Source organism: Streptomyces sp. NPDC004610, assembly GCF_040609715.1.
Classification (GTDB): Bacteria; Actinomycetota; Actinomycetes; order Streptomycetales; family Streptomycetaceae; genus Streptomyces.
In genome coordinates, this window is the sequence record NZ_JBEXLA010000040.1 from 65,911 (window position 1) to 88,000 (window position 22,090).

A 22,090-nucleotide genomic window follows, 5' to 3' on the forward strand; every position below is an offset into this window, starting at 1 on the left:
CGGTCAGGGCGCCGCCGTCGGCAGGATGACCTCGAAGCGGCAGCCGCCCGGGATGTTGCGGACCCGGGCGCGGCCCTGGTGGGCCTCGACGATGCCGCGCACGATGGCCAGGCCGAGTCCCGCGCCCGCCGGGGGTGTCCGGGCGTCGGTGCCGCGCCAGCCGGTGTCGAAGACCCGGGGCAGATCCTCGTCGCGGATACCGCCGCAGCCGTCGGTGACGGACAGCACGACCTCGCCGTCGGGGGCGCGTTCGGCGGCGACCGCGACGGTGCCGTCGGCCGGGGTCCGGCGGATGGCGTTGACCAGCAGATTTCCCAGGACCCGGCTCATCTCCCTCCCGTCCACCTCCACCGGTACGGCCTCCACCCGCTCCCCCACCAGCCGTACGCCGTGCTGCCGGGCGAGCGGGTCGGCGCCCGCGATGGCGTCGCCGATCAGGTCGTAGAGGGAGATGCGGGAGGGGGTGAGGGGGAGGGTTCCGGCGTGGATGCGGGAGAGTTCGAAGAGGTCGCCGACCATGCCGTCGAGGCGTTCGACCTCGGCGCGGATCCGGGTGAGATAGCGGCCGGGGTCGGTGGCGACCCCGTCCTCCAGGGCCTCCGCCATGGCGCGCAGCCCGGCGAGGGGGGTGCGCAGATCGTGCGAGATCCAGGCGACGAGTTCCCGGCGGGAGGTCTCCAGCGCGCGTTCGCGCTCCCGGGACTCGGCGAGCCGGGCGCTGGTGGCGGCGAGTTCGCGGCCGAGGGCGTCGAGTTCGGCGGTGGCCGGTCCGTCGGGGGCGGCGAAGGCGCCGCCGTCGCCGAACGAGCGTGCGGCGACGGCCAGTTCACGGCTGCGGGCGACCACCCAGCGGCCCAGCACCAGCGCGGTGGGCAGGGACACCGCCGCCGCCATCACCACGACGGTGGTGACCACGGTCAGATCGTGCGGGGACAGAAACATCGCCCAGGCCACGGCCAGGGTGCCGGAGAGCATCGCGACCACGCCGACCACCGCGACCACGGTCAGGGAGGCGGTGAGCGAACGGCGCCGGATCAGCCGCAGCACGGCGGCCCCGGCCAGCCCGGAGACGGCGGCACCGGCGAAGGCGTAGACGGCGATGAGAAGGGTGTCACGCACGGTCGGAGCCTTCGGGATCGGGGGCGGGAGAGGGGTCGGGGGCGGGAGCGGGGTCGGGATCGGGGGCGGGAATGGGGTCGAGGGTGGGAATGGGAGTGGGTTCAGGGGCGTCGGCGGCCGTCTCGAAGCGGTAGCCGACGCCCCACACCGTCCGGATGAGGCGGGGGCGGGCGGGGTCGTCCTCGACCTTGCCGCGCAGCCGCCGGACATGGACGGTGACGGTGGACAGATCGCCGAAGTCCCAGCCCCACACCTCCCGCATCAGATCCTCCCGGCTGAACGCCCGCCCGGGGTGGGCCAGGAAGAAGGCGAGGAGGTCGAACTCGCGCAGGGTGAGGGCGAGTTCGGTGCCGTGCTTGGCGGCCCGGCGGGCGGCGGGGTCGAGGCGGAGCCCGGCCGCGCCGAGCGGGCGTCCGGCGGGGCCGGGGCGGGCGCGGCGCAGGACGGATCCGACGCGCAGAACGAGTTCGCGGGGACTGAACGGCTTGGTGACATAGTCGTCGGCGCCGATCTCCAGGCCGAGGACGCGGTCCTCCTCGTCGCCGCGCGCGGTGAGCATGATGACCGGGACGGGCCCGTCGCCGCGCAGTCTGCGGCACACCTCCAGACCGTCCATGCCGGGCAGCATCAGATCCAGGACGACCAGGTCGGGCCGGTGGGCGGCGGCGGTGGCGAGCGCGGCGGGCCCGTCACCGGCCCGGTCCACCAGGTAACCGGCCCGGTCCAGGTAGCCGGCGACGACCTCGGCGACGGTGGGGTCGTCGTCCACGACCAGCACCCGGCGGGCGGGGGCGGCCGGAGCGGTGGGGGGCGGGGGCGGGGGCTGGTGCATGGCCCCAGCGTGGCACCGGGCGCCCGGCCGTGGTGGGCGGTGGGCGCGCGGGCGGCCCGACGTCCGCGTTTCGTAAGGAGCGGACGTCCCGAATGTCCGTTTCTCATTCGTAGGGTGAGCGCTGTGATCCCACCACCACCCCACGACGTCGATGTCGTCCTGCCCTGTCTGAACGAGGCCGAGGCGCTGCCCTGGGTCCTGGCCCGGATCCCGGAGGGCTGGCGGGCCGTCGTGGTCGACAACGGCTCCACCGACGGCTCGGCCGAGATCGCCCGCGCGCTCGGGGCCCGCGTGGTGCCGGAGCCGCGCCGGGGTTTCGGCGCCGCCTGCCACACCGGGCTGTCGGCGGCCACCGCCGGGATCGTCTGCTTCTGCGACTGCGACGCCTCCCTCGATCCGGCGCTGCTCGTCCCCTTCGTCGCCGAGCTCCGGTCCGGCGGGGCCGATCTGGTGCTGGGACGGCGCCGTCCGCGCGGCCGGGGTGCCTGGCCCGCGCACGCCCGGGCCGGGAACCTCGCCCTGGCCCGGATGCTGCGCCACCGCACCGGGCTGCGCCTGCACGACCTGGGCCCGCTGCGGGCGGCCCGCCGGGAGCCGCTGCTCGGGCTCGGCCTCACCGACCGGCGCAGCGGCTATCCGCTGGAGATGGTGGTGCGTGCCGCCGACGCCGGCTGGCGGATCACGGAGCACGACGTGCCGTATCTGCCGCGGACCGGGGTGTCCAAGGTGACCGGCACCTGGCGCGGCACCTGGCAGACCGTGCGGGACATGCGGCGGGTGCTGGCCCGGCCGGTGGAGGGGGCCGCCGAATGACCACGCTCGTCGTCATCGCCAAGGAGCCGCGCCCCGGCCGGGTCAAGACCCGGCTCACCCCGCGGTTCACCCCGGCCGAGGCCGCCGTCCTGGCCGAGGCCGCGCTCGCCGACACCCTGGACGCGGTGGCCGCCGCGCCCGCGTCCCGGCGGCTGCTCGTCCTCGACGGCACCCCGGGGCGCTGGCTGCCCCCGGGATTCGAGGTGGTGGCACAGTGCGCGGGCGGCCTGGACGCCCGGCTCGCGGACGCGTTCGCGCACTGCGCCGGTCCGGCCCTGCTGATCGGCATGGACACCCCGCAGGTCACGCCCGCGCTGCTCACCGTCGACTTCGCCGACTGCGAGGCGTACTTCGGCCCCGCCGAGGACGGCGGCTTCTGGGCGCTCGGCCTCGCCGACCCCGATCCGGCGCTGCTGCGGGGCGTGCCGATGTCCACGCCGGTGACCGGGAAGGCGCAGCGGGAGCGGCTGACGGCGGCCGGGCTGCGGGTCCGGGAGCTGCCGTGGCTGCGGGATGTCGACACGGCCGACGACGCCGACGCGGTCGCCGCACTCGCCCCGCACGGCCGTTTCGCCGCGGCGCTGGCCCGGCTGACCCGGACGGCGGGCGGCGACCGGTGAGGCGGACAGCGCTCCCGGGCCCTGGTGAGCGGGACCGCACCTGGCCCGATGCCACCCGGGCCGACCCCTACTCGGCCGCCCTCCGCGCCGGGCACGGCCCGCTCTTCCTGCGCCGGGAGGACGGCTGGCTGCTGCCGCTGGAGGTGGAGCGGTGGTGCGCGCGGGCCGACGCGGTGGACCGGGACGTACTGGACCGCTGCGAAGGCGCGGTGCTGGACATCGGCTGCGGTCCGGGGCGGCTGGTCGCCGAACTCGCCGCCCGGGGCCGCCCCGCCCTCGGCGTCGATGTCAGCCCGGCCGCCGTCGCCCGCACCCGGCGCCTCGGCGGCCAGGCGATCCACCGCTCGGTCTTCGCCCCGCTGCCCGGCGAGGGCCGCTGGGACACGGTCCTGCTGATGGACGGCAATATCGGCATCGGCGGCGACCCGGACGCGCTCCTCGCCCGCACCGCCCGGCTGCTCCGTCCCGGCGGCCTGCTCCTCGCCGAGACCGACCCCGCCGATGTCGACGAACGCACCCGCGTCCGGGTCGTCCCCCTCACCGCCGCCCACGCCACCGGCACCCCGTTCCCCTGGGCCCGCCTCGGCACCCCGGCCCTCCTGCGCCGGGCACGGGACTGGCGGACGGCGGGTCACTGGGCCGCCGGAGGCCGCCGCTTCGTCGCCCTGCGCACCGACACGGCGGGGCCGGGCGGCGGGGGCGACGCATAGACGCCCCTGCGCACCGACACGGCGGGGCCCGGCGGCGGGGGCGACGCATAGACGCCGGGCCCCCGCACTCAGCCCTCGCGCACCACCGGGGACGACCGGCGGGCGCCGGACCCGGCGTCAGCCCAAGCGCGCGGGGCGCACGTGCGCCACCGGCCCCGGGCACTGGAGTCGACCGACCGACGCCAGCCCCCAGCGTCAACCCTTGCGCTCCCGCCGCCCCGCACCACCGGCACCGGCACCGGCACCGGCACCGAAGACGACCGACAGACGCCGGCCCACGCCGTCAACCCTTCCGCTCCCGCCGCACCCGCACCACCAGCAGCGCCGCCGACCCCCCGAACAGCACCGCGCTGATCACCAGCCAGCGGGTCAGGAAGCCCGCCGAGGACAGTCCCGTCGCCGACCGGTACCGTTCCGCCGTCACCATCCCGCTGATCAGCGGGAACCACACCGCCAGCAGCAACAGCGACAGGGCCGCCGGGACCCGGACGTACATCACCCGGTCCCGGTGGCCGATCGCGGCGAGCGAGCCGGTGACCGCCCGGTCCGCGCCCGCGTACAGCGGCAGCAGCACCAGATCGTGCAGCAGCGCCGCCCCGACCAGCCAGACCGCCACCCCGAACCAGTCATCGGCGAACAGCCGGACCCCCGCGTAGCCGGCCAGCGCGAACGAGCAGGCGAGCAGCAGGAGTTGCAGCGGACTCCCGAGCACGGCCCGGAACCGGGACCCGGACCGGGACCGGGATCGGCCCGCTGTCCCCCTCCCCTTCGCCCGCCCCATCACAGCTCCCCGAACGTCATCCGGGCCACCCACTTGGTGTTCAGCACACCGGGCGCCGCCGGCACGATCACCCGGGCCGGGTAGCCGTGGTCCATGGACAGATCCTCCCCGTTGACGGTCAGGGCGAGCAGCGCGCGCGGGTCGGCGACCTGGTTGGCGCGGAGCGCGGCATGGCGGAAGGCGCCGCGCCGCTGGAGGGACTCCACCAGGACGTCGGGTGGATCGTCACCGTGCCCGACCAGCGCGGCCAGCTCGGCGAGCCGGACACCGCGCCACCACTGGTCGGACGTCGACCAGCCCTCCACGCAGGCGATGGGCAGGGCCGCGCTGTACTGCGGCAGCCGCCCGAGGTCGGCGCGGCTGAGCCGGACCGTGCCCGTGCGGCCGGTCACGACCAGCCGCCAGGTGTCGGCGCCGGTCTCCGCCGGGTCGATCCCCGCGTACGACGCCGTCTTGTTGATCTGGAAGCCGTTGGGACCGCTGCCGGGGTCGGCGCCGCCGTGCGGGGCGAGGAGCGCGGTGCGGCGCAGGACGCCGTCGAAGCTGCGGCCGACGGTCGTGGCGAAGAGCAGCAGCGCGGCGCCGCCGATGAACCGGAGTGCCCCGCGCCGCGAGACCGTGGGCTCGGCCGGGCGGGGCGACGCGAGGTCGTCCTCCTCGCCCGCCCGCATCCGCCGCAGATTGCGCAGCGCCTTCGGGGTCTTCAGTGCCGCGTGTGCGACGAACGCGGCGATGAAGACCCAGGCCCCGTAGAAGTGGAGGGTGTAGAAGGAGCCGGGGAAGATGTAGTCGAGCTGGATGTTCAGCACTCCGGTGATGAACTCGAAGAGCGCGCCGCCCACCAGGAGCAGCAGGGAGAGCCGTTCCAGGGCGTGGGCGACCGAGCGGACCGGGGGCAGCGCGAACAGCCGGGGGATCACCGACCAGAGCTTGGCCAGCAGCACCGGGATCAGGGTCACCCCGAGGGTGACATGCACCCCCTGGGTCAGCCGGTACAGCCAGTGCGGGTCGGTCGGCCAGGAGAAGAGAAAGAAACCGAGGATCCCCTTGTCCGGGGTCTGGTCGTTGACCGGCGACAGATCGGGGTTGTAGGCGGCGTACGACAGCAGCCCGGTCGCGAACAGGACGGTGATCCCGGCGAGCAGCACCAGGCCGAGCACCGAGGTGAAGCGGACCCCGCGCAGCGGGCTGCGCCAGAAGCCGGGGGAGGTGGGTGGGAGAGGAGCGTCTCGCATGTGCCGACCGTAGATCCGCCCCGGCCCGCCGAAGGGGGCACGACCCATGACGAAACGCTGACGTCCGGCCCGTTCGGCCGGGTCCGGCCGCCCGCCCGGCCTAGCGTGCCGATGTGATCCGCACCCACACCCGCACCCGCCCCCGCACCCCCCGCCCCTCCCCGTCCGGCACCCGCCGCGATCTGTACGCCGCCGGGGTCGCCGTCCTCCTGGTCCTGGCCGCCGTGCTGATCGGCCGTCATATCGAGGACACCGCTCACACCCTGTTCGTCGGCTGGCCCCCGCTGCTGGCCTCCTGGGGCCCGCACGTCGGCCCCGGCACCCCGGCCGCCGTCCTGATCGCCGCCGCGGCGGTGGTGTACGGTCCCGGGCTCGCGGCCCGGCTGCGCTGGCGGACGCTGCTCGCGGTGGCGTGGGCGTCCTCGCTGGCCTGGATCGTGTCGCTGGCCCTGATCGACGGCTGGCAGCGCGGGATCGCCGGGCGGCTGACCACCCGTTATGAGTATCTCCAGGTCATCGACCGGTTCCGGGACATCCCGGCCGCGCTGAACACCTTCACCGAGCACATTCTGAGCGGCTCCCCCGACCACTGGCCCGCCCATGTCGCCGGGCATCCCCCGGCGGCGACCCTCACGTTCGTACTGCTGGACCGGGCCGGGCTGCGGGGTGGCGGCTGGGCCGGGATGTGGTGTGTGGTGCTGGGCGCGACGGCGTGTGTGGCGGTGCTGGTCGCGGTGCGCGCCCTCGCGGGCGAGGGGCTGGCGCGGCGGGCGGCGCCGTTCCTGGTGCTGGCCCCGGCGGCGGTGTGGCTGGGCACCTCGGCCGACGCCTACTTCGCGGCGGTTGCCGCGTGGGCGGTGGCCCTGCTGGCACTGGCGCTCACCCGGGGGTCACTGACGGCGGCCGGCGGCTCCGGGCTGCTCTTCGGCCTCACCTGCTACCTCTCCTACGGCCTCACCCTGATGGCGGTGATCGGCGCGGCCGTCGTCCTCCTGGCCCGCCGGGGGCTGCGGGCACGTCCGGCGCTGCTGGTGCCGTTCGTGGTGGGGCTGGCGGTGGTACCGGGGCTGTTCACGCTCGCCGGGTTCGACTGGTGGGAGGGATACCGCCTGCTGCTGACCCGGTACGACCAGGGCGCCGGGGGGATCCGCCCCTACGGGTACTGGATCTGGGCCAACCTGGCCTGCACGGTGCTGATCACCGGCCTGGCGACGGCGGCGGGCCTGCGCCGGACCGGGGCGGCGCTGCTCCCCGGGGGCAGGGCGCCGGCCACCGGGGACATCCGCCTCGCCGTCCTGGTCACCGGCGCCCTGCTGGCCGTACTGATCGCCGATCTGTCCGGGATGAGCAAGGCGGAGACGGAACGCATCTGGCTGCCGTTCGCGCTCTGGCTGCTGCCGTGCTGCGCGTTCCTCGAACGGCCCCGGGCCTGGCTGGCCGCGCAGGCGGTGCTGGCGCTGCTGCTGAACCATCTGCTGCGCACCGGCTGGTGAGCGGGCGGAGCGCCGGGCCGCTCAGTCCGCGTCGTCGTTGGGGTAGACCTTGAGCACGTTGCCCTGGGGGTCCGCCGTCAGATAGCCGCTCTGGCTGTAGTCGTTGATGAGGTAGGCCGCCATGTGCTTCGGGTCGCCGAAGGTGGGGTCGTCGCCGTTCACCGCGAGATAGCGCGAGGTGACGTCCTTGACGTTGAGTTCCTTCTCGGCCCGCTCGAACAACCCGGGGACGGCGTCCCAGTCGAAGTCGTCGATGTCGAACGGGCTGTCCGTCGAGCCCACCGAGCCGTTGATGATGCCCTTGGTGGCGCCCTCGCCCGGCCGGTAGCTCCAGGATTCGTAGCGGCTCTTGCTGCCGTCGACCATGACATCGGCCGAGACATACTCCGGGTACACCGCCAGACCGCTCACCTGGTCCGTGCCGGTGGCCTCCTTGAGCGCCGCGACGGCGGTGCGGATACCGTCCGGGTCGAGCAGGCCGGGGGCGGCCTCGTCACCACCGCCGGAGTCCCCCGAGCCGCCGGAATTCCCGGAGTCGTCCGATCCCTCGGGGGTCTCGGCCGGGTTGTCGGCCGGGGTCTCCGCCGGAGTCTCCGCCGGGGTGTCGGCGCCGCTGCCGTCGTCGCTCGCCGAGACCCCCGGGGAGTCCGACGCCCCGGCACCCGCCGGGTCCCCGCCCCCGTCCGGCAGGAAGTTCCACAGCAGGACGCCGATCAGGACCATCGAGGCGACCGACGAACCGATCATGATCCGGCCGAACCGCCGCCGCAGCCGGTCGTCCCGGCCGCCGTCGCCCGGCGCCCCGACCGGCGAGGTCGCCCCGTAGGGGTTGTCGGCGGGCGTGGCATAGGGGTTCGCGTGCGGGCCGGTGGTCCCGGAGCCGGAGAACTGCGAACCGGGGTACTGGGGGCCGGTGGTCTGCGACCCGGGGTACTGCTGGCCGGGCGTCTGGGGGCCGGTGCTCTGCGACCCGGGGTATTGGGGGCCCGTCGCCTGGGAGCCGGTCGTCTGCGACCCGGGGTACTGCCGGCCGGGCGTCTGCGGGCCGGTGCTCTGCGACCCCGGTGGGGCCAGCGCGTACGAGGTCATCGGGGCGGCCGAGGTCGGGGGCAGCCCGCCCGGCGGCGGGCCGAAGCCGCCCGCACCCGGACCCGCACCCGCACCCGCACCCGGGGCCGGAGGCGCCCCGGTGTCGCCCGTCTCCGCCCCCGCCAGCATCGCGTCCATCGTCGCCGCGTCCGGCCGCAGCGCCGGGTCCTTGGCCAGGGCCGAGACGAGCAGCGGGGCCAGCGCGCCGGCCCGGACCGGCGGGGGCAGTTCCTCGCGCAGGACGGCGGCGAGGGTGGCCAGCGTGGTGGCGCGGCGCAGCGGATGGTGGCCCTCGACGGCGACGTACAGCATCATCGCGAGGGACCACAGGTCGGACTCGGGTCCGCCGTCGCCGCCGGAGATGCGTTCCGGGGCCATGTAGTCGGGGGTTCCGATGACGGACCCGGTGGCGGTGAGGGCCGTCGACTCGCGGATGGCGGCGATGCCGAAGTCGGTGAGGACGGGGCGGCCGTCGGGGCGCAGCAGGACGTTGGCGGGTTTCACGTCCCGGTGCTGGATGCCCGCGCTGTGGGCGGCGCGCAGGGCGCCGACGAGTTCGCGGCCGAGGCGGGCGGCCTCGTGGGGTTCCATCGGACCGCGGGCGAGGCGTCCTTCGAGCGAGCCGCCGGTGACCAGTTCCATGACCAGCCACGGGTAGGGGTGCTCGGAGCCGTCGACCACATGGTGGATGGTGACGACATTGGGGTGCTCGACGCGGGCCAGGGCGCGGGCCTCGCGCAGCACCCGTTCGCGCAGTTGCCGCGCGGCCTCCGGGTCGTACTCGGCCAGCCCCGGGTCCGGGGGCCGGACCTCCTTCAGCGCTACGGCCCGGTCCAGGACGAGATCCCGCGCCCGCCACACCGTGCCCATGCCTCCGCCGCCGAGCCGCGCCTCCAGCTCGAACCGGCCATCGATCACCCGCTTGACGGGCCCACCCTCGCTCATCGCCCGCAGCATACGAGACCCCACTGACATCAGGGGCACCGGTCCCGCGTCCTGGAAGGGGCAGGGATCTACGCGGACGCCCCCCGCCGGCGTGCCGGACACCGCCACGCCATGCACTTCCCACTGATCAGCGCCATGCGGCCTGCCACGCGGTCCGGCTCGTGACACCTGGTGCCGGACCGTCCGCTCACGCAGCAACGGACCCCCGACCTGGCCACTGCCGCCTCCGGTCGGCTGACACCTTGGGCGCCCTCCGAGCGCGGGACTCGGCGATGTACGAACCCTGCGGCACCGGGTTGCGCTCCACATCAGGAAGACCGCACCACCCGCCGCCCTCGTCCCCAACTCGACAAAGCCGTGACCCAACACATCGGCCAGGAGCGCGAGGCCCTCGACCTGGCTGACGGGCAGGGAACTCAGGGCGAATCCCGGACGGTATCAACGCTTATGCCACCGTCAGGGCCGGGGAGGCACAACAGGGAAGACCGGCAGCCGGGCGCCACATGGAAACTCGGATCAACCTGTCCGACCATCACCACGACGGCCCGGGGTGCGCGTGTTTGTGGGCAGAGTCACCATGCTCAGCGGTCGGACCGGCAGCCTTGCGCACTACGCACGCCGCCGCCTGCTCGACCACGCGCAACCACACCAAGCGCCCGAAAGACCCTGACTGGACATCACCCTTCAGGACACCGTCGGCAAGAATGGAGCAGGCGCAGCGAAAGGGAGTCGGGCGGTAAGCACGAAGGGGAGAAAATTGCCCTGTATGCAAGCAAGGTCGGAGTTTGAAGAAGTGGGTAAAATCCGCACCCGCCAGCGATAAAGGCGCAGGTCGACTCCTGTGGTCCCCGCGTATGCGGGGGTGGTCCCATGCCCTGGGTGATCAACACCGGCCGCGTGCGGTGGTCCCCGCGTATGCGGGGGTGGTCCCTGGTCGCGGATCTCCTGGTTCATGGTCGCGGCGTGGTCCCCGCGTATGCGGGGGTGGTCCCGGTCTGGAGGCCATGGCCGGGATCTGGCGGAGGTGGTCCCCGCGTATGCGGGGGTGACCCCATGTGGGAATCGTCCAAGTTCGGTCTGGCTGAGCGGTCCCCCCGCACACCGGGACGGCCCCCCACCGCCCTGACGGGAAAGAGTGGGAAAAGTTCCGGCGGGGATGTCGAGATCCGTGTCCCGGCTGCGTCCCCGGTGTACACACGACCACAAGGGGTCGTACAGGATCGAGGAGAGCGACCATGGCCAAGTATCTGCTGCTCAAGCACTACCGGGGCGCGCCGGCCGCGGTGAACGACGTGCCGATGGACCGGTGGACGCCGGAGGAGATCACGGCGCACATCCGGTATATGAGCGACTTCGCGGACCGGCTGCGGGAGAGCGGGGAGTTCGTGGACGAGCGGGCGCTGTCGCCGGAGGGGCTCTGGGTGCGGTTCGACGGGGAGGGGCGTCCGCCGGTCACGGACGGGCCGTTCGCCGAGACCAAGGATCTGATCGCGGGGTGGATGGTGATCGATGTCGACAGCCGGGCGCGGGCGGTCGAGCTGGCCGGGGAGTTGTCCGCGGCGCCGGGCGCGGGCGGGCGGCCGATCCATGAGTGGCTGGAGCTACGGCCACTGCTGGGCGCGGCGCCCACCGTCACGGAGTGACCGGCGCCCTGGACGAGGCCCTGCTCAGAAGCCTCACCCCGGGCGTGCTGGGCATCCTCGTCCGGCGCGGGGCGGACTTCGCGGCGGCGGAGGACGCGGTGCAGGACGCGCTGGTGGAGGCGGTCCGGGTGTGGCCGGGCGGGCCGCCCCGGGATCCCAAGGGGTGGCTGGTCGCGGTGGCGTGGCGGCGGTTCCTGGACGCGAGCCGGTCGGAGGCGGCGCGGCGGCGCCGGGAGGAGCGGGCAGAGGAGGAGCCGCCGCAGGGTCCGGCGTCCGAGGTGGACGACACGCTGCGGCTGTACTTCCTGTGCGCGCATCCGTCGCTGAGTCCGTCGTCGGCGGTGGCGCTGACGCTGCGGGCGGTCGGCGGCCTCACCACCCGGCAGATCGCGCGGGCGTATCTGGTGCCGGAGGCGACGATGGGGCAGCGGATCAGCCGGGCCAAGCGGACGGTGGCCGGGGTGCGGTTCGACCGGCCCGGCGATGTGTCCACCGTGCTGCGGGTGCTGTACCTGGTCTTCAACGAGGGGTACTCGGGCGATGTCGATCTGGCCGCGGAGGCGATCCGGCTGACCCGGCAGCTCGCGGCGGTCATCGACCATCCGGAGGTGGCGGGGCTGCTGGCGCTGATGCTGCTGCACCATGCCCGGTGGGCGTCGCGGACCGCGCCGGACGGCGCTCTGGTGCCGCTGGCCGAGCAGGACCGCGACCGCTGGGACACGGCGGTGATCGCGGAGGGCATCGGGATCCTCCAGGGGGCGCTGGCCCGGGACCGGCTGGGCGAGTTCCAGGCGCAGGCGGCCATCGCTGCGCTGCACGCGGACGCGCCCACCGCCGAGGAGACGGACTGGACGCAGATCGTGGAGTGGTACGACGAGCTGGTGCGGCTGACGGACAGTCCCGTGGTCCGGCTGAACCGGGCGGTGGCGGTGGGCGAGGCCGACGGGCCGCGCGCCGGACTCGCGGCGCTGGCCGGGCTGGACGCGTCGCTGCCGCGTCATCCGGCGGTGGCGGCGCACCTCCATGAGCGGGCCGGGGACCGGGCGCTGGCGGCCCGGCTGTACGCGGAGGCGGCCGAGCGGGCGCCCACGGTCGGGGAGCGGGACCATCTGACCCGGCAGGCGGCCCGCCTCAACACGGCCGCCGGGCGCGGCACGGGGGCCCACGACCCGGAGTGACCGGAGTGACCTGTGTCGATTCCGTCGCCGGGGCGCGGCCGGTCGCGGCGGATTCCCCTCCCCGGCGGGCAAAGGCGCAGGTGGTGCCGGGAGGACGGAGGGGTGGCCGGGGGTGGGGAAAAGGGCCGTCGGCCGACGCCGGGAGGCCGGGCCGCGCTCCCCGGCGCCCGCCGTCCGCCCCGCCCCACTCCCCCACCCCACCTGATGAATTGGGCCCGAACACCGTGGAATCGGCACAGACGACCCACACCCTCCCCTCACCACCCCACAACTGATTCCGCATCAATATTCCCTACTTGCAACGAATTTCGCACTTAACTATCGCGCCAACCACTGTTTAGCATCTCGATCACCCCCCACGTATCCGGATTCCGTACTCATGCGTGGAGGACTGGCATGCCCGGTTTCAGTGATCGTGAACTCGGTATGGGACGGCGCATCACCCGCCGCGACTTCATCGACGGCGTGGCCGTCGGCACGGCCGCGGTCGCCGCCGCCACCGCGCTCCCCGGCATCGCCCAGGCCGCACCGGGTACGGGCAAGGGCAACGGCCACGGCGGCCATGGCGGCCATGGGCACGGCCATGGCCCGAAAACCCCCTACCCGCCCACCGAAACCGGCCTCAAAGGCCAGGGCCAGGGCTCCTACGACGTCGCCCACGCCGTCCGCAACGGCGACTTCGACCCGGGGAAGATCAACGGCCTCAAGGAGTCGTACGACCTGGTCGTGGTCGGTGCCGGGCTGAGCGGGCTCGCCGCGGCCTACCTCTACCGCAAGCATGCCGGGAAGAACGCCAGGGTGCTGATCCTGGACGCCCTGGACGACTTCGGCGGTCACGCCCGCCGCAATGAGTTCCAGGTCGGCCGCAATCTGCTGCTCTCCAACGGCGGCACCGTCAATATCGACACCCCCAGCACCTGGACCCGCGCCTCCCGCGATCTGCTCACCAAGGACCTCGGCGTCGACCTCAAGGCGCTGGAGGCCACGGTCAAGAGCGACGCCTACGCCAAGTACTCCCTGCGCAGCGCCACCCTGTTCAACGCCGAGCGCTGGGGCAAGGACCAGCTGGTCATCCGGGAGTCGGGCGAGTCCTGGGCCTCGTACGCCACCAAGCTGCCCATGGGGGCGGCCAGCCGGGCCGCGCTGGTGCGGCTGTACACCACCACCGAGGACTTCTACCCGGGGCTGACCGACGCGCAGAAGAAGGAGATCCTGGCGCGCACCCCGTACGAGACCTATCTGCGCGAGAAGATCGGGATGGACGACGACGCGCTGGAGGTCGTCAAGCGGGGCACGAACGGGCTGTGGGGCGTCAATGTGGACCGGGTCGCGGCGGCCGACGCCTGGGCGACCGGGCAACCGGGCTTCGGCGGGCTGAACCTGGCGCACACCGCCTGGCCCGGCGCCGGTTTCACCCCGCTGATGCAGCTCGCCGAGACCGACGACGACGGCTACTTCTACTTCCCGGAGGGCAACGCCGCCCTCGCCCGGCTGCTGCTCAGCAAGCTGGTCCCGGAGGCGTTCGACGAGCGCCGCCCCGACTGGCGCGAGATCGTCACCGCCAAGGCCGACTACGGGCGCCTGGACCGGCCCGGCAACAAGGTGCGCGTCCGGCTCGCCAGCACCGCGTTCAGCGTCCGCAACGACGGGCGGCGCGGGGTGGACATCCACTACTCCCAGGGCGGGCGCAGCTACCAGGTCCGCGCCAAGGGCGTGGTGATGGCCTGCTGGAACTCGGTCGCCTCGTACGTCATGCCCGAACTCCCCGCCGAGCAGGCCGCGGCGATGCGCTACGGCGTCAAGGTGCCGCTGGTGTACGCGCGGGTGGCGCTGCGCGACTGGCAGCCGTTCGCGCGGGCCCGGGTGTCCCGGGTGTCCACCCCGTCCCGGTTCTTCAGCAGCTTCGGGCTGCCCACGGTCACCGAGATCGGCGACTTCAAGATGCCGAGCCGCCCGGAACTGCCCACCGTGGTCTCCCTGTCGGCGACCCCGGGGCAGCCCGGACTGATCTGCCGCGAGCAGCACAAGGCGGGGCGGCGGCAGCTGATGCGGATGCAGTTCGCCGACTTCGAGCGCGAGATCCGCGACTCGATGGCCCGCTCCCTGTCCTCGTACGGCTTCGACGCGGCCCGGGACATCACCGCGATCACCGTGAACCGGTGGGCGCACGGCTACGCCTACGAGTACAACTCCCTGGACGACCCGCACCTGTTCCGCCCCGAGTCCGAGCGGCCCTACGCCCAGGCCCGCCGCCCGGTCGGCCGGATCACCATCGCCAACTCGGACGCCGAGGGCTTCGGCTACACCCAGGCGGCGTTCGACGCGGCACACCGGGCGGTGTCGCAACTGCTGTGAGCGGCCGGCGGTGGAGGGCGGGTACGGACCCTGCCGGGGGTGGAGGGCGGGTACGGACCCCGCCGGGGGGCGGTCGGCTCGGCCGTCATCCGGCGGTCGCGGGGGGGGGCGTCGGCGTCCCTCGCGGTCCCGGGGTGCCTCCCTTGCGGTCCAGGGGTGCCTCCTTGCGGTCCGGTCCCGGGGTGCCTCCTCGCGGTCCCGGAGTGCCTCCCCTGCGGTCCGGGCGGGCCGTCGGCAGCCGCTGGGCCGCGGCGCAGCGCCCGGCCGGACACAGGGTGTCAGCAGGGTCTCCCCGACGATCTCGCGCTGGGCGGCGAGGTCGTCGGCCGCGGCGAGGGCGGCGGCGCCGTGCGGGGCGGTGTAGGCGGGCGCGGGACGTTCCCGTACCTCCCGCTCGACGGGCGCCAGTACGTCCCCGGCGGGCAGCGGGTGAAGTGGCCGGGGTCGTCGGGGGAGCAGCTCATGGTGCCGGTGGGGGCGTCGAGCCGGTGCCCGGGGGCGCGGGTGGCGCGGGCCGTGCCCCGTCCGGCCTCCGGCGCGCGGTCGGCGAGGACGAGGTCGAGGTCGAGGGGGTACGGCGGCGCGGGGCGGTCTCGCAGACCTGGAGGGCGGTCAGCGTCCCGGCCGCTCCGGCTCCGGCAACGGCAACGGCAACGGCAACGGCAACGGTGTACCGCCGACGGGTCGAAATCACGTTGCCGCCTCCGGCGAAGGGGCGGTGGTCGATCGGCACCGGAGCCCCGGAGCCACCGGGCCCGCGGAGCGACCGGGTGCCGGATCGACTGCTTCCGGTTCCCCGGCCCGGCCCCCGCCGGTCGTTCGGTCCTTCCTCACCATTCCGATCGGATTCACGGGAAACCCCCTCCCCACTCGGCCGATCTCAGCGCAGGGAGAACACCCCCGGCTCTCCGCTCATCGCCAGGTGGTTCACCACCACATGCCCCTCCGTCACCGGAATCAGCTCCGGCCGGACCGACAGCGTCGCCGTGGCGCCGGGGTCCCGCGGAGCGATCCGGCCCTGTTCGCGCCCGTCCGTGCCCAGCAGGACGACGAGGCCGCCCCCGGGACCGGACCCGAGCACACCGATCCGGCCGTCGGGTTCGCGGGCGAGGGCGTCGGTGGTGACCCCCTCGGGACGGTGGTCCCAGACCGGGCGGCCGGTGGTGAGGGAGTGGGCGACCACATGGTCCGGGACACCGTCGCCGTGGTGCCGCCCGGCGAGGGTGACCAGCAGTTCCCCGGCGACCAGGGGCGGGCTCGCCGCTCCCCCGCCCGACCGCACCCCCTTGGGCGCGACGAGTTCCCCGCCGGGCCCCGACAGCGGCACGGTCGCCGTGGGCCGGCCGCGCGCGTCGAAGCCGAGGTAGGCCCGGGTGCCACGCGAGTCCGCCTCCGCCACCGCGAGGACGGCGGGCGTCGCCGTCACCACCGCGGCGGTGACGCCCGGCGCCCGGACCGGAAGCGTCCGGACCCAGCGCTGCGCGCCGGTGCGGGTGTCGAGGGCGACGAGGCGGGCCCGCCCACCGCACTGCTCGACCAGCAGCGCGCGGTCGTCGTCGGCGCCGAGGGCGCGGGCCGCGCAGCCGTCGGCGATACCGCGCCACCACCGCTGGACGCCGGTCTCGGCGGAGCGGGCGCGCAGGGCGTCCCGCTCGGCGGTGAGGACGAGGGAGGCGCCGACGGCGAGGCCGCCCGCGACCAGCCCGCCGCCGGTCAGGGAGCGCCGCCACAGGTGCGCGCCGTCGGAGACGCGGACGGCGGCCAGGGTGGCGCAGGGCCGCCCCCGTTCCCCGAACCCGATGAGCCCGACGCCCTGCGCGACCCCGGGGCTCATCGCGCAGACGGCCTTGCGGCCGGGCGGGGCCACGCTCCACAGCACGGCCCCGTCACCGGCGGCGTAGGCGAAGAGTCCGTCCAGGCGGCCCTGGACGACGGTGTCCCCGAGGCCCCAGGCGCCGGGGCCCTCGTCATGGCGGCCTCCGCTCGCGGCCACCTGCCAGCCGACGACCGGGCGGGCGGGCCCGGCGGTGACGGGCGCCCCGTGCGCGCCGGGCGCACCCCCACCGGCCGGCCACCACGCCCAGAGCCCGGCGACCACGGCGAGACAGAGCGCTGGCGCGGCCACCCGGACCCACTGCCGCCACCCCGTGCCGGAACCGGCCCCACCCCCGTCGGGGGGCCGTCCCCCGCCCGTACGCACGCCCATCCCCCACCCCCGGCGAACCCCCGCACGGCGCACCCTGCTGCACCGCCGGGACGGAATCTACCGCCGTCCTACCCGCCCGCCGGGGCCGGATGCGGGCGGGGGACGGGGGTGGGGTGTGTGAGCGGCGGGGAAGGGCGCGCGGGGAGCGGCTCGCTCCGGTGACGCACTCCCCGACCGCCCGCCCCTGCCGGGCACTCCCGGGCGCCCGCTCCTCCCCGGGAACCGCCCACCCCGAGGAACCGCCTCCTCACTCCCTCCGGTCCTGCACCCTCCGCCGGTACACCCACAGCACCACCGACACCGCCAGCACACCCAGCGCGATGGCGAGTTCCTTGAAGCCGCCGTACCCGGTGATGGAGAAGCCCGTGGCGCCGACGACCAGGATCACGGTGAGCAGGGCCGCCAGGAACCAGGCCAGCGGGACGAAGAAGTTCGGCAGGCGGATCGGGCGCGGCGCGTCCGGGCGGTCGCGGCGCAGCAGGGCGAAGCCGGAGATGGCGAGGACATGGACCAGGATGTAGCCGAGGTTGCCGGTGACGATGATCGCCAGGGGGGTCTTCAGGACCGTCAGGACGACGATGTTGAGGACCAGGGCGACCAGCAGCGCGCGGGCCGGGACGCCCCGCCGGTTGAGGACGCCGACCTGGCGGACGGTGTGGCCCTGGCGGCCCATCTCGTAGAGCACGCGGGAGCCGTCGGCGAGGCCGGTGATCATGATGAGCAGCAGGGACGCGATGAGGAAGACGACCATCAGATCGGCCGCGCCGCCCACCAGGTCCTGGAAGGCGCCGACGTAGAACGTGGTGGGGTCGGCGGAGATGGCCGATTCACCGACGTAGCCGGACAGGGCGAACGGGAGCAGGATGAAGACGCCCAGGCAGAACAGGACTCCGGCGCGCAGGGCCCGTGAGGTGTCCCGGACGGTGTCCTTGTACTCGGGGGCGAAGGTCGCGCAGACCTCGACGCCGAAGGACGTCCAGGCCATCACATAGAGCCAGACGAGGGCCTCGCGGACGCCGCCCATGCCGTCCGGGAGGTTCCAGTGCAGTCCGCTCGCGCTCCAGTCGCCGCTGAGGAACGGCAGCACGATGAAGACGACCAGCGGGACGAGCAGCGCGCCGCCGGTGACGTAGACCAGCCACATCGCGACATGCAGGCCGAACATCGTGGCGGCGAAGAGGAGCAGGATCACCGCCAGGCCGACCACGATCGGGAAGCTGAGTTCGGCCGGGCCGAGGGTGACCGACCAGTCCTGGCCGGGGAACCACTGGGCCTGCACGAACGAGCCGATGATCCCGGCGTAGACGGCGAGCGCGGTGGTCCAGGGGAACCAGTAGCCGACGCTGGCGATCGGGCCGACGACGGGGGCGCGGGAGCGCCAGCCCTCGGCGGCGTAGGCGGCGATCCCGCCGGAGGAGTTCGGGAACATCGCGGCGAGTTCGGTGTAGATCCAGTTGGTGGCGGTGGCCAGGACCATGGAGGCCGCCCAGAGGGCTATGGCTCCCCAGGCTCCGAGGCCGCCGATGGAGGCGCCGAGGGAGGCGATCAGGGCCGCGGGCATGGTCAGCGACATGGCGAAGCCGTCGTACCAGCGGATCTTCTTGGCGAGGGCGGGTTCGGCGGACGCGGTGGGCGACTTCGCCGGAGGACTCGTGGGTGCCGGGGTGCTCATGGCGGTGTTTATAAGTCCAGCGAAAATTTCCCGTCAAGATGCACGCATGAGCAATCAGGAAGGTTTTACTTTGCGGATCCGTGAATCTTGACGTCTCAAACTTGTCGATGAATCATCTGCCGTAGTAGACGACGCCGAATCGGACGACAGACCACGGATCGGGCCACCGGGCCACCGGGCCACCGGGCCAGCTGATCATCGAGCCACCGGGCCACCTGACCATCGGGCCACCTGACCATCGGACAGAGGAGCACTCACCTCATGACCACCGCAGAGCAGCAGCTCTTCATCAACGGCGCCTTCACCGACGGGGCCGGCGCGCAGACCGCCGAGGTGATCAGCCCGGCCACCGGCGAGCGCGTCGGTTCCTTCCCGCTGCCCGTCGCGGCCGACCTGGACGCCGCCGTCGAGGCCGCGCACCGGGCGCAGCGCGCGTGGGCCGGGGTCAATGTGTGGGACCGGGCGGCGGCCTGTCACCGCATCGCCGACGAGATCGACAAGCGCCGCGCCGAACTGGCCCGCCTCCAGACCCTGGAGCAGGGCAAGCCGCTCGCCGAGTCGGTCGCCGATGTCACCGAGACCGCGCAGTTGTTCCGGCTGCACGCCGAGGACGCGGTCCGGCTGAACGGCGAGACGCTGCTGTCCCGCGACAACTCCAAGAAGATGTTCACCTTCCACCGGCCGGTCGGCACCTGGGCGATCATCACGCCCTGGAACTTCCCGCTGCTCATGTTCGCCGAGTTCGCAGCCCCCGGCCTCGCCACCGGCAACGCCCTGATCGTCAAGCCGCCGGCCAACACGCCGCTGACCGTCCTCAAGGCCATGGAGGCGGTCGCCGCCGCCGGGCTGCCGGAGGGCCTGGTCAACATCCTGCCCGGCGACGGCCCCTTCGGTGACGCCCTGGTCCGCCACCCCGGCATCCACGCCATCGGCTTCATCGGCTCCTCCGCGACCGGCGCGAAGATCACCGCCGCGGCCGGGCTCAAGCGGTCCCTGATGGAGTGCTCCGGCAACGGCCCGCTGGTCGTCCTCGCCGACGCCGACCTGGACGCCGCCGCGAAGGCCGCCGTCGACGGGGCCTACCCGTGCGCCGGGCAGGTCTGCTGCGCCACCGAGCGGGTCGTCGTGGACGCCTCGGTGCACGACGCGTTCGTCGAGGCCGTGCTGCGCGAGTCGGAGCGGGTGCGGCTCGGCGACCCGTTCGACGACAAGACCGTCCTCGGTCCGCTCAACAACGAGGGCGTGGCCGCCAAGATGGACCGGCACATGGCCGACGCCCGCGCGCGCGGCGCCGAGATCCTGCTCGGCGGCGCCCGCCGCAGCGGGATGCCGACCGACCTCTACTACGAGTTCACCGTGGTCGACGCCGTGCCCGAGGACAGCCTGCTGTCCCGGGAGGAGTCCTTCGGTCCGGTCGTGCCGATCATCACCGGCCGCGACGAGGACGATCTGCTGCGCATCGCCAACGACGACGCCCTCGGCCTCCAGGGCGCGGTCTTCACCTCGTCCATGAAGTCCGCCTTCCGGTTCATGGAGGAACTGGAGGTCGGCCAGGTGATCGTCAACGAGTCCAACAACTGGTGGGACATCAACATGCCGTTCGGCGGCGCGGGCTCCCGCGGCACCGGCTGGGGCCGGATCGGCGGCAAGTGGACGCTGATGGACATGACGGACACGCGTACGGGGGTCATCAGTCTCTGACCGCAGGGGGTCCGACCCGAGCGGGGTCCGGCCCGAGCGGGGTCCGGCCGGAGCAGGTCCGACCCGAGCAGGGTCCGACCCGAGCACAGGGGGCGTGCCCCGATCCGGGACACGCCCCCTCCCCCGCCCCCACTTCCGCCCCCACATCCGGCCCACTTGAGCAGTGAGGAGCCCATGACCTCCGCCCCCGAGACCTCCGGAACCTCCGCCCCCGAGACTCCTGAGACCTCCGAGACCTCCGGGACCCCGGCGGCCCCCGCGCCCCCGACCGCCTCCGCGACCGCCCGTCCGGAGGACCCCCGCCTCCGGCTCCGCCACACCACCCCCACCCCCTACTGGCTCGACCGCCCCGAGAGCCCCGCCCCCCTGCCCAGGCTCACCGGGGACACCGCATGCGATCTCGCGGTGATCGGCGGTGGCTACACCGGCCTGTGGACCGCGCTGCTCGCCAAGCGCCGCTTCCCGAAGCTGGATGTGCTGCTGCTGGAGCAGAAGACCTGCGGCCACGCCGCCAGTGGCCGCAACGGCGGCTTCTGCTCCCCCTCCCTCACCCACGGCCTCGCCAACGGCGTCGCCCGCTGGCCCGGCGAGATCGGTCTCCTCCAGCGCCTGGGCGCCGCCAACTTCGACGCCTTCGCACGCGACCTGGAGACCCACGGCATCGACTGCGGCTTCGCCCGCACCGGCAAGGTGACCGTCGCCGCCACCGACTGGCAGGCCCGCGCCCTCGCCGACGCCGCCGACCTGTCCCGCGCCCACGGCGAACCCGCCACCCTCCTCGACCGCGACGCCCTGCGCGCGTACGTCGACTCCCCGATGTGGCAGGCCGGGCTGTGGAGCCCGGACTACGCCCTGCTCGACCCGGCCCGCCTGGTGTGGGGGCTGCGCCGCGCCTGTCTGGAACAGGGCGTGCGGATCGCCGAGCACACCGAGGTCGAGGCCCTGGACACCCGCCCGCGCGGCCCCGTCCGGCTGCGCACCCCCTACGCCGAGGTGCGGGCCGGGAAGGTCGCCCTCGCCACCAACATCCACCGCCCGCTGCTGCGCCGCCTCGCCCTCACCATGGTCCCGGTCTACGACTACGCCCTGGTGACCGAGCCCCTGACGGACGCCCAGCTCGCGTCGGTCGGCTGGAGCGGCGACCACGGCATCACCGACGCCGGGAACCAGTTCCACTACCTCCGCAAGACCGCCGACCGGCGGATCCTGTGGGGCGGCTACGACGCCATCTACCACTACGGCAGCCGCACCGACGACGAACTCACCCAGCGCGCCGCGACCTTCGAGACCCTCGCCCGGCAGTTCGCCGAGGCGTTCCCGCCGCTCGCCGGGGTCTCCTTCGCGCACGCCTGGGGCGGCGTCATCGACTCCACCACCCGGTTCTGCATGTTCGCCGGTACGGCGGCCCGCGGCCGGGTCTCCTACGCCCTCGGCTTCACCGGACTCGGCGTCGGCGCCACCCGCTACGGCGCCGAGGTGATGCTGGACCTGCTGGCCGGACGCCGTACCGAGGCCACCAGCCCGGCGATGATCCGCCGCCCCCCGGTCCCCTTCCCGCCCGAACCGGTGCGCTGGCTCGGCATCCAGGCGACCCGCCGCTCGATGGCCCACGAGGACGAGACCGGCACCCGCAATCTGTGGCTGCGCACCCTCGACCGGCTCGGCCTCGGCTTCGACTCATGAGCCGGGCGAGGAATG

Annotated in this window: 16 protein-coding genes, 1 pseudogene and 1 CRISPR repeat array; of the genes and pseudogenes, 9 read left to right on the forward strand and 8 right to left on the reverse strand. The window is 74.1% G+C overall.

Annotated elements, in window-relative coordinates; genetic code table 11:
* Nucleotides 1-3: 3 nt before the first annotated feature.
* On the reverse strand, nt 4-1,119 hold the full coding sequence (locus tag ABZX40_RS34180; protein WP_355746405.1) for a HAMP domain-containing sensor histidine kinase: 1,116 nt from the start codon (nt 1,117-1,119) through the stop codon (nt 4-6).
* Nucleotides 1,112-1,951, reverse strand: coding sequence for a response regulator transcription factor (locus ABZX40_RS34185; RefSeq protein WP_355746403.1), 840 nt, complete (start codon nt 1,949-1,951; stop codon nt 1,112-1,114). The genes ABZX40_RS34180 and ABZX40_RS34185 overlap by 8 nt, the downstream gene beginning before the upstream one ends.
* Before the next feature lie 114 nt (nt 1,952-2,065).
* Between ABZX40_RS34185 and ABZX40_RS34190 the strand changes: the two genes are divergently transcribed.
* The 3 genes from ABZX40_RS34190 to ABZX40_RS34200 are packed head-to-tail and all read left to right on the forward strand — an operon-like array spanning nt 2,066 to nt 4,094.
* Nucleotides 2,066-2,764 carry a glycosyltransferase family 2 protein gene (locus ABZX40_RS34190; protein WP_355746401.1) on the forward strand — a complete coding sequence of 233 codons (699 nt, stop codon included), beginning with the start codon at nt 2,066-2,068 and terminating at the stop codon, nt 2,762-2,764.
* Nucleotides 2,761-3,384, forward strand: coding sequence for a DUF2064 domain-containing protein (locus ABZX40_RS34195; RefSeq protein ID WP_355746398.1), 624 nt, complete (start codon nt 2,761-2,763; stop codon nt 3,382-3,384). The genes ABZX40_RS34190 and ABZX40_RS34195 overlap by 4 nt, the downstream gene beginning before the upstream one ends.
* Nucleotides 3,381-4,094, forward strand: coding sequence for a class I SAM-dependent methyltransferase (locus ABZX40_RS34200; RefSeq protein WP_355746396.1), 714 nt, complete (start codon nt 3,381-3,383; stop codon nt 4,092-4,094). The genes ABZX40_RS34195 and ABZX40_RS34200 overlap by 4 nt, the downstream gene beginning before the upstream one ends.
* 283 nt (nt 4,095-4,377) lie before the next feature.
* On the opposite strand, the gene ABZX40_RS34205 is transcribed toward ABZX40_RS34200, so the two are convergent.
* Both ABZX40_RS34205 and ABZX40_RS34210 read right to left on the reverse strand, forming a co-directional pair.
* Nucleotides 4,378-4,806 carry a hypothetical protein gene (locus ABZX40_RS34205; protein ID WP_355746393.1) on the reverse strand — a complete coding sequence of 143 codons (429 nt, stop codon included), beginning with the start codon at nt 4,804-4,806 and terminating at the stop codon, nt 4,378-4,380.
* A 68-nt stretch (nt 4,807-4,874) separates the two neighbouring features.
* Entirely contained in the window at nt 4,875-6,110 is a 1,236-nt protein-coding gene (locus tag ABZX40_RS34210) for a molybdopterin-dependent oxidoreductase (RefSeq protein WP_355746390.1), read from the reverse strand.
* 116 nt (nt 6,111-6,226) lie between these two features.
* Between ABZX40_RS34210 and ABZX40_RS34215 the strand changes: the two genes are divergently transcribed.
* A complete protein-coding gene (locus ABZX40_RS34215; RefSeq protein WP_355746563.1) occupies nt 6,227-7,603 on the forward strand; it encodes a hypothetical protein in 1,377 nt (458 codons plus the stop codon).
* A gap of 21 nt (nt 7,604-7,624) precedes the next feature.
* On the opposite strand, the gene ABZX40_RS34220 is transcribed toward ABZX40_RS34215, so the two are convergent.
* The gene (locus tag ABZX40_RS34220) at nt 7,625-9,637 is read right to left on the reverse strand and encodes a protein kinase (RefSeq protein WP_355746387.1); all 2,013 of its coding nucleotides are present in this window, start codon (nt 9,635-9,637) and stop codon (nt 7,625-7,627) included.
* Nucleotides 9,638-10,478: 841 nt separating this feature from the next.
* Nucleotides 10,479-10,690: a CRISPR direct-repeat array (repeat unit 29 nt; unit sequence GTGGTCCCCGCGTATGCGGGGGTGGTCCC).
* Between the two features lie 182 nt (nt 10,691-10,872).
* Between ABZX40_RS34220 and ABZX40_RS34225 the strand changes: the two genes are divergently transcribed.
* The 3 genes from ABZX40_RS34225 to ABZX40_RS34235 all read left to right on the forward strand — a co-directional run bounded on the left by ABZX40_RS34225 (nt 10,873) and on the right by ABZX40_RS34235 (nt 14,813).
* Nucleotides 10,873-11,280, forward strand: coding sequence for a YciI family protein (locus ABZX40_RS34225; protein ID WP_355746384.1), 408 nt, complete (start codon nt 10,873-10,875; stop codon nt 11,278-11,280).
* Between the two features lie 8 nt (nt 11,281-11,288).
* Complete coding sequence (locus ABZX40_RS34230; protein ID WP_355746560.1) at nt 11,289-12,458, forward strand: DUF6596 domain-containing protein; 1,170 nt, start codon at nt 11,289-11,291, stop codon at nt 12,456-12,458.
* Nucleotides 12,459-12,854: 396 nt separating this feature from the next.
* Nucleotides 12,855-14,813 carry an FAD/NAD(P)-binding protein gene (locus tag ABZX40_RS34235; RefSeq protein WP_355746381.1) on the forward strand — a complete coding sequence of 653 codons (1,959 nt, stop codon included), beginning with the start codon at nt 12,855-12,857 and terminating at the stop codon, nt 14,811-14,813.
* Nucleotides 14,814-15,238: 425 nt separating this feature from the next.
* Here the strand turns inward: ABZX40_RS34235 and ABZX40_RS34240 are convergent.
* From ABZX40_RS34240 to ABZX40_RS34250, 3 genes and pseudogenes are all read right to left on the reverse strand, one after another.
* Nucleotides 15,239-15,507: pseudogene (locus ABZX40_RS34240) on the reverse strand (FAD/NAD(P)-binding protein); the annotation flags it as partial.
* 186 nt (nt 15,508-15,693) lie between these two features.
* A complete protein-coding gene (locus ABZX40_RS34245; RefSeq protein WP_355746378.1) occupies nt 15,694-16,938 on the reverse strand; it encodes a PQQ-binding-like beta-propeller repeat protein in 1,245 nt (414 codons plus the stop codon).
* Nucleotides 16,939-17,266: 328 nt separating this feature from the next.
* Nucleotides 17,267-18,691: an APC family permease gene (locus ABZX40_RS34250; protein ID WP_355746375.1), complete on the reverse strand. Its 1,425-nt coding sequence runs from the start codon at nt 18,689-18,691 to the stop codon at nt 17,267-17,269.
* Nucleotides 18,692-18,952: 261 nt separating this feature from the next.
* Between ABZX40_RS34250 and ABZX40_RS34255 the strand changes: the two genes are divergently transcribed.
* On the forward strand, nt 18,953-20,392 hold the full coding sequence (locus ABZX40_RS34255) for an aldehyde dehydrogenase family protein (protein ID WP_355746372.1): 1,440 nt from the start codon (nt 18,953-18,955) through the stop codon (nt 20,390-20,392).
* A gap of 174 nt (nt 20,393-20,566) precedes the next feature.
* The gene (locus ABZX40_RS34260) at nt 20,567-22,075 is read left to right on the forward strand and encodes an FAD-dependent oxidoreductase (protein WP_355746369.1); all 1,509 of its coding nucleotides are present in this window, start codon (nt 20,567-20,569) and stop codon (nt 22,073-22,075) included.
* Nucleotides 22,076-22,090 lie beyond the last annotated feature (15 nt).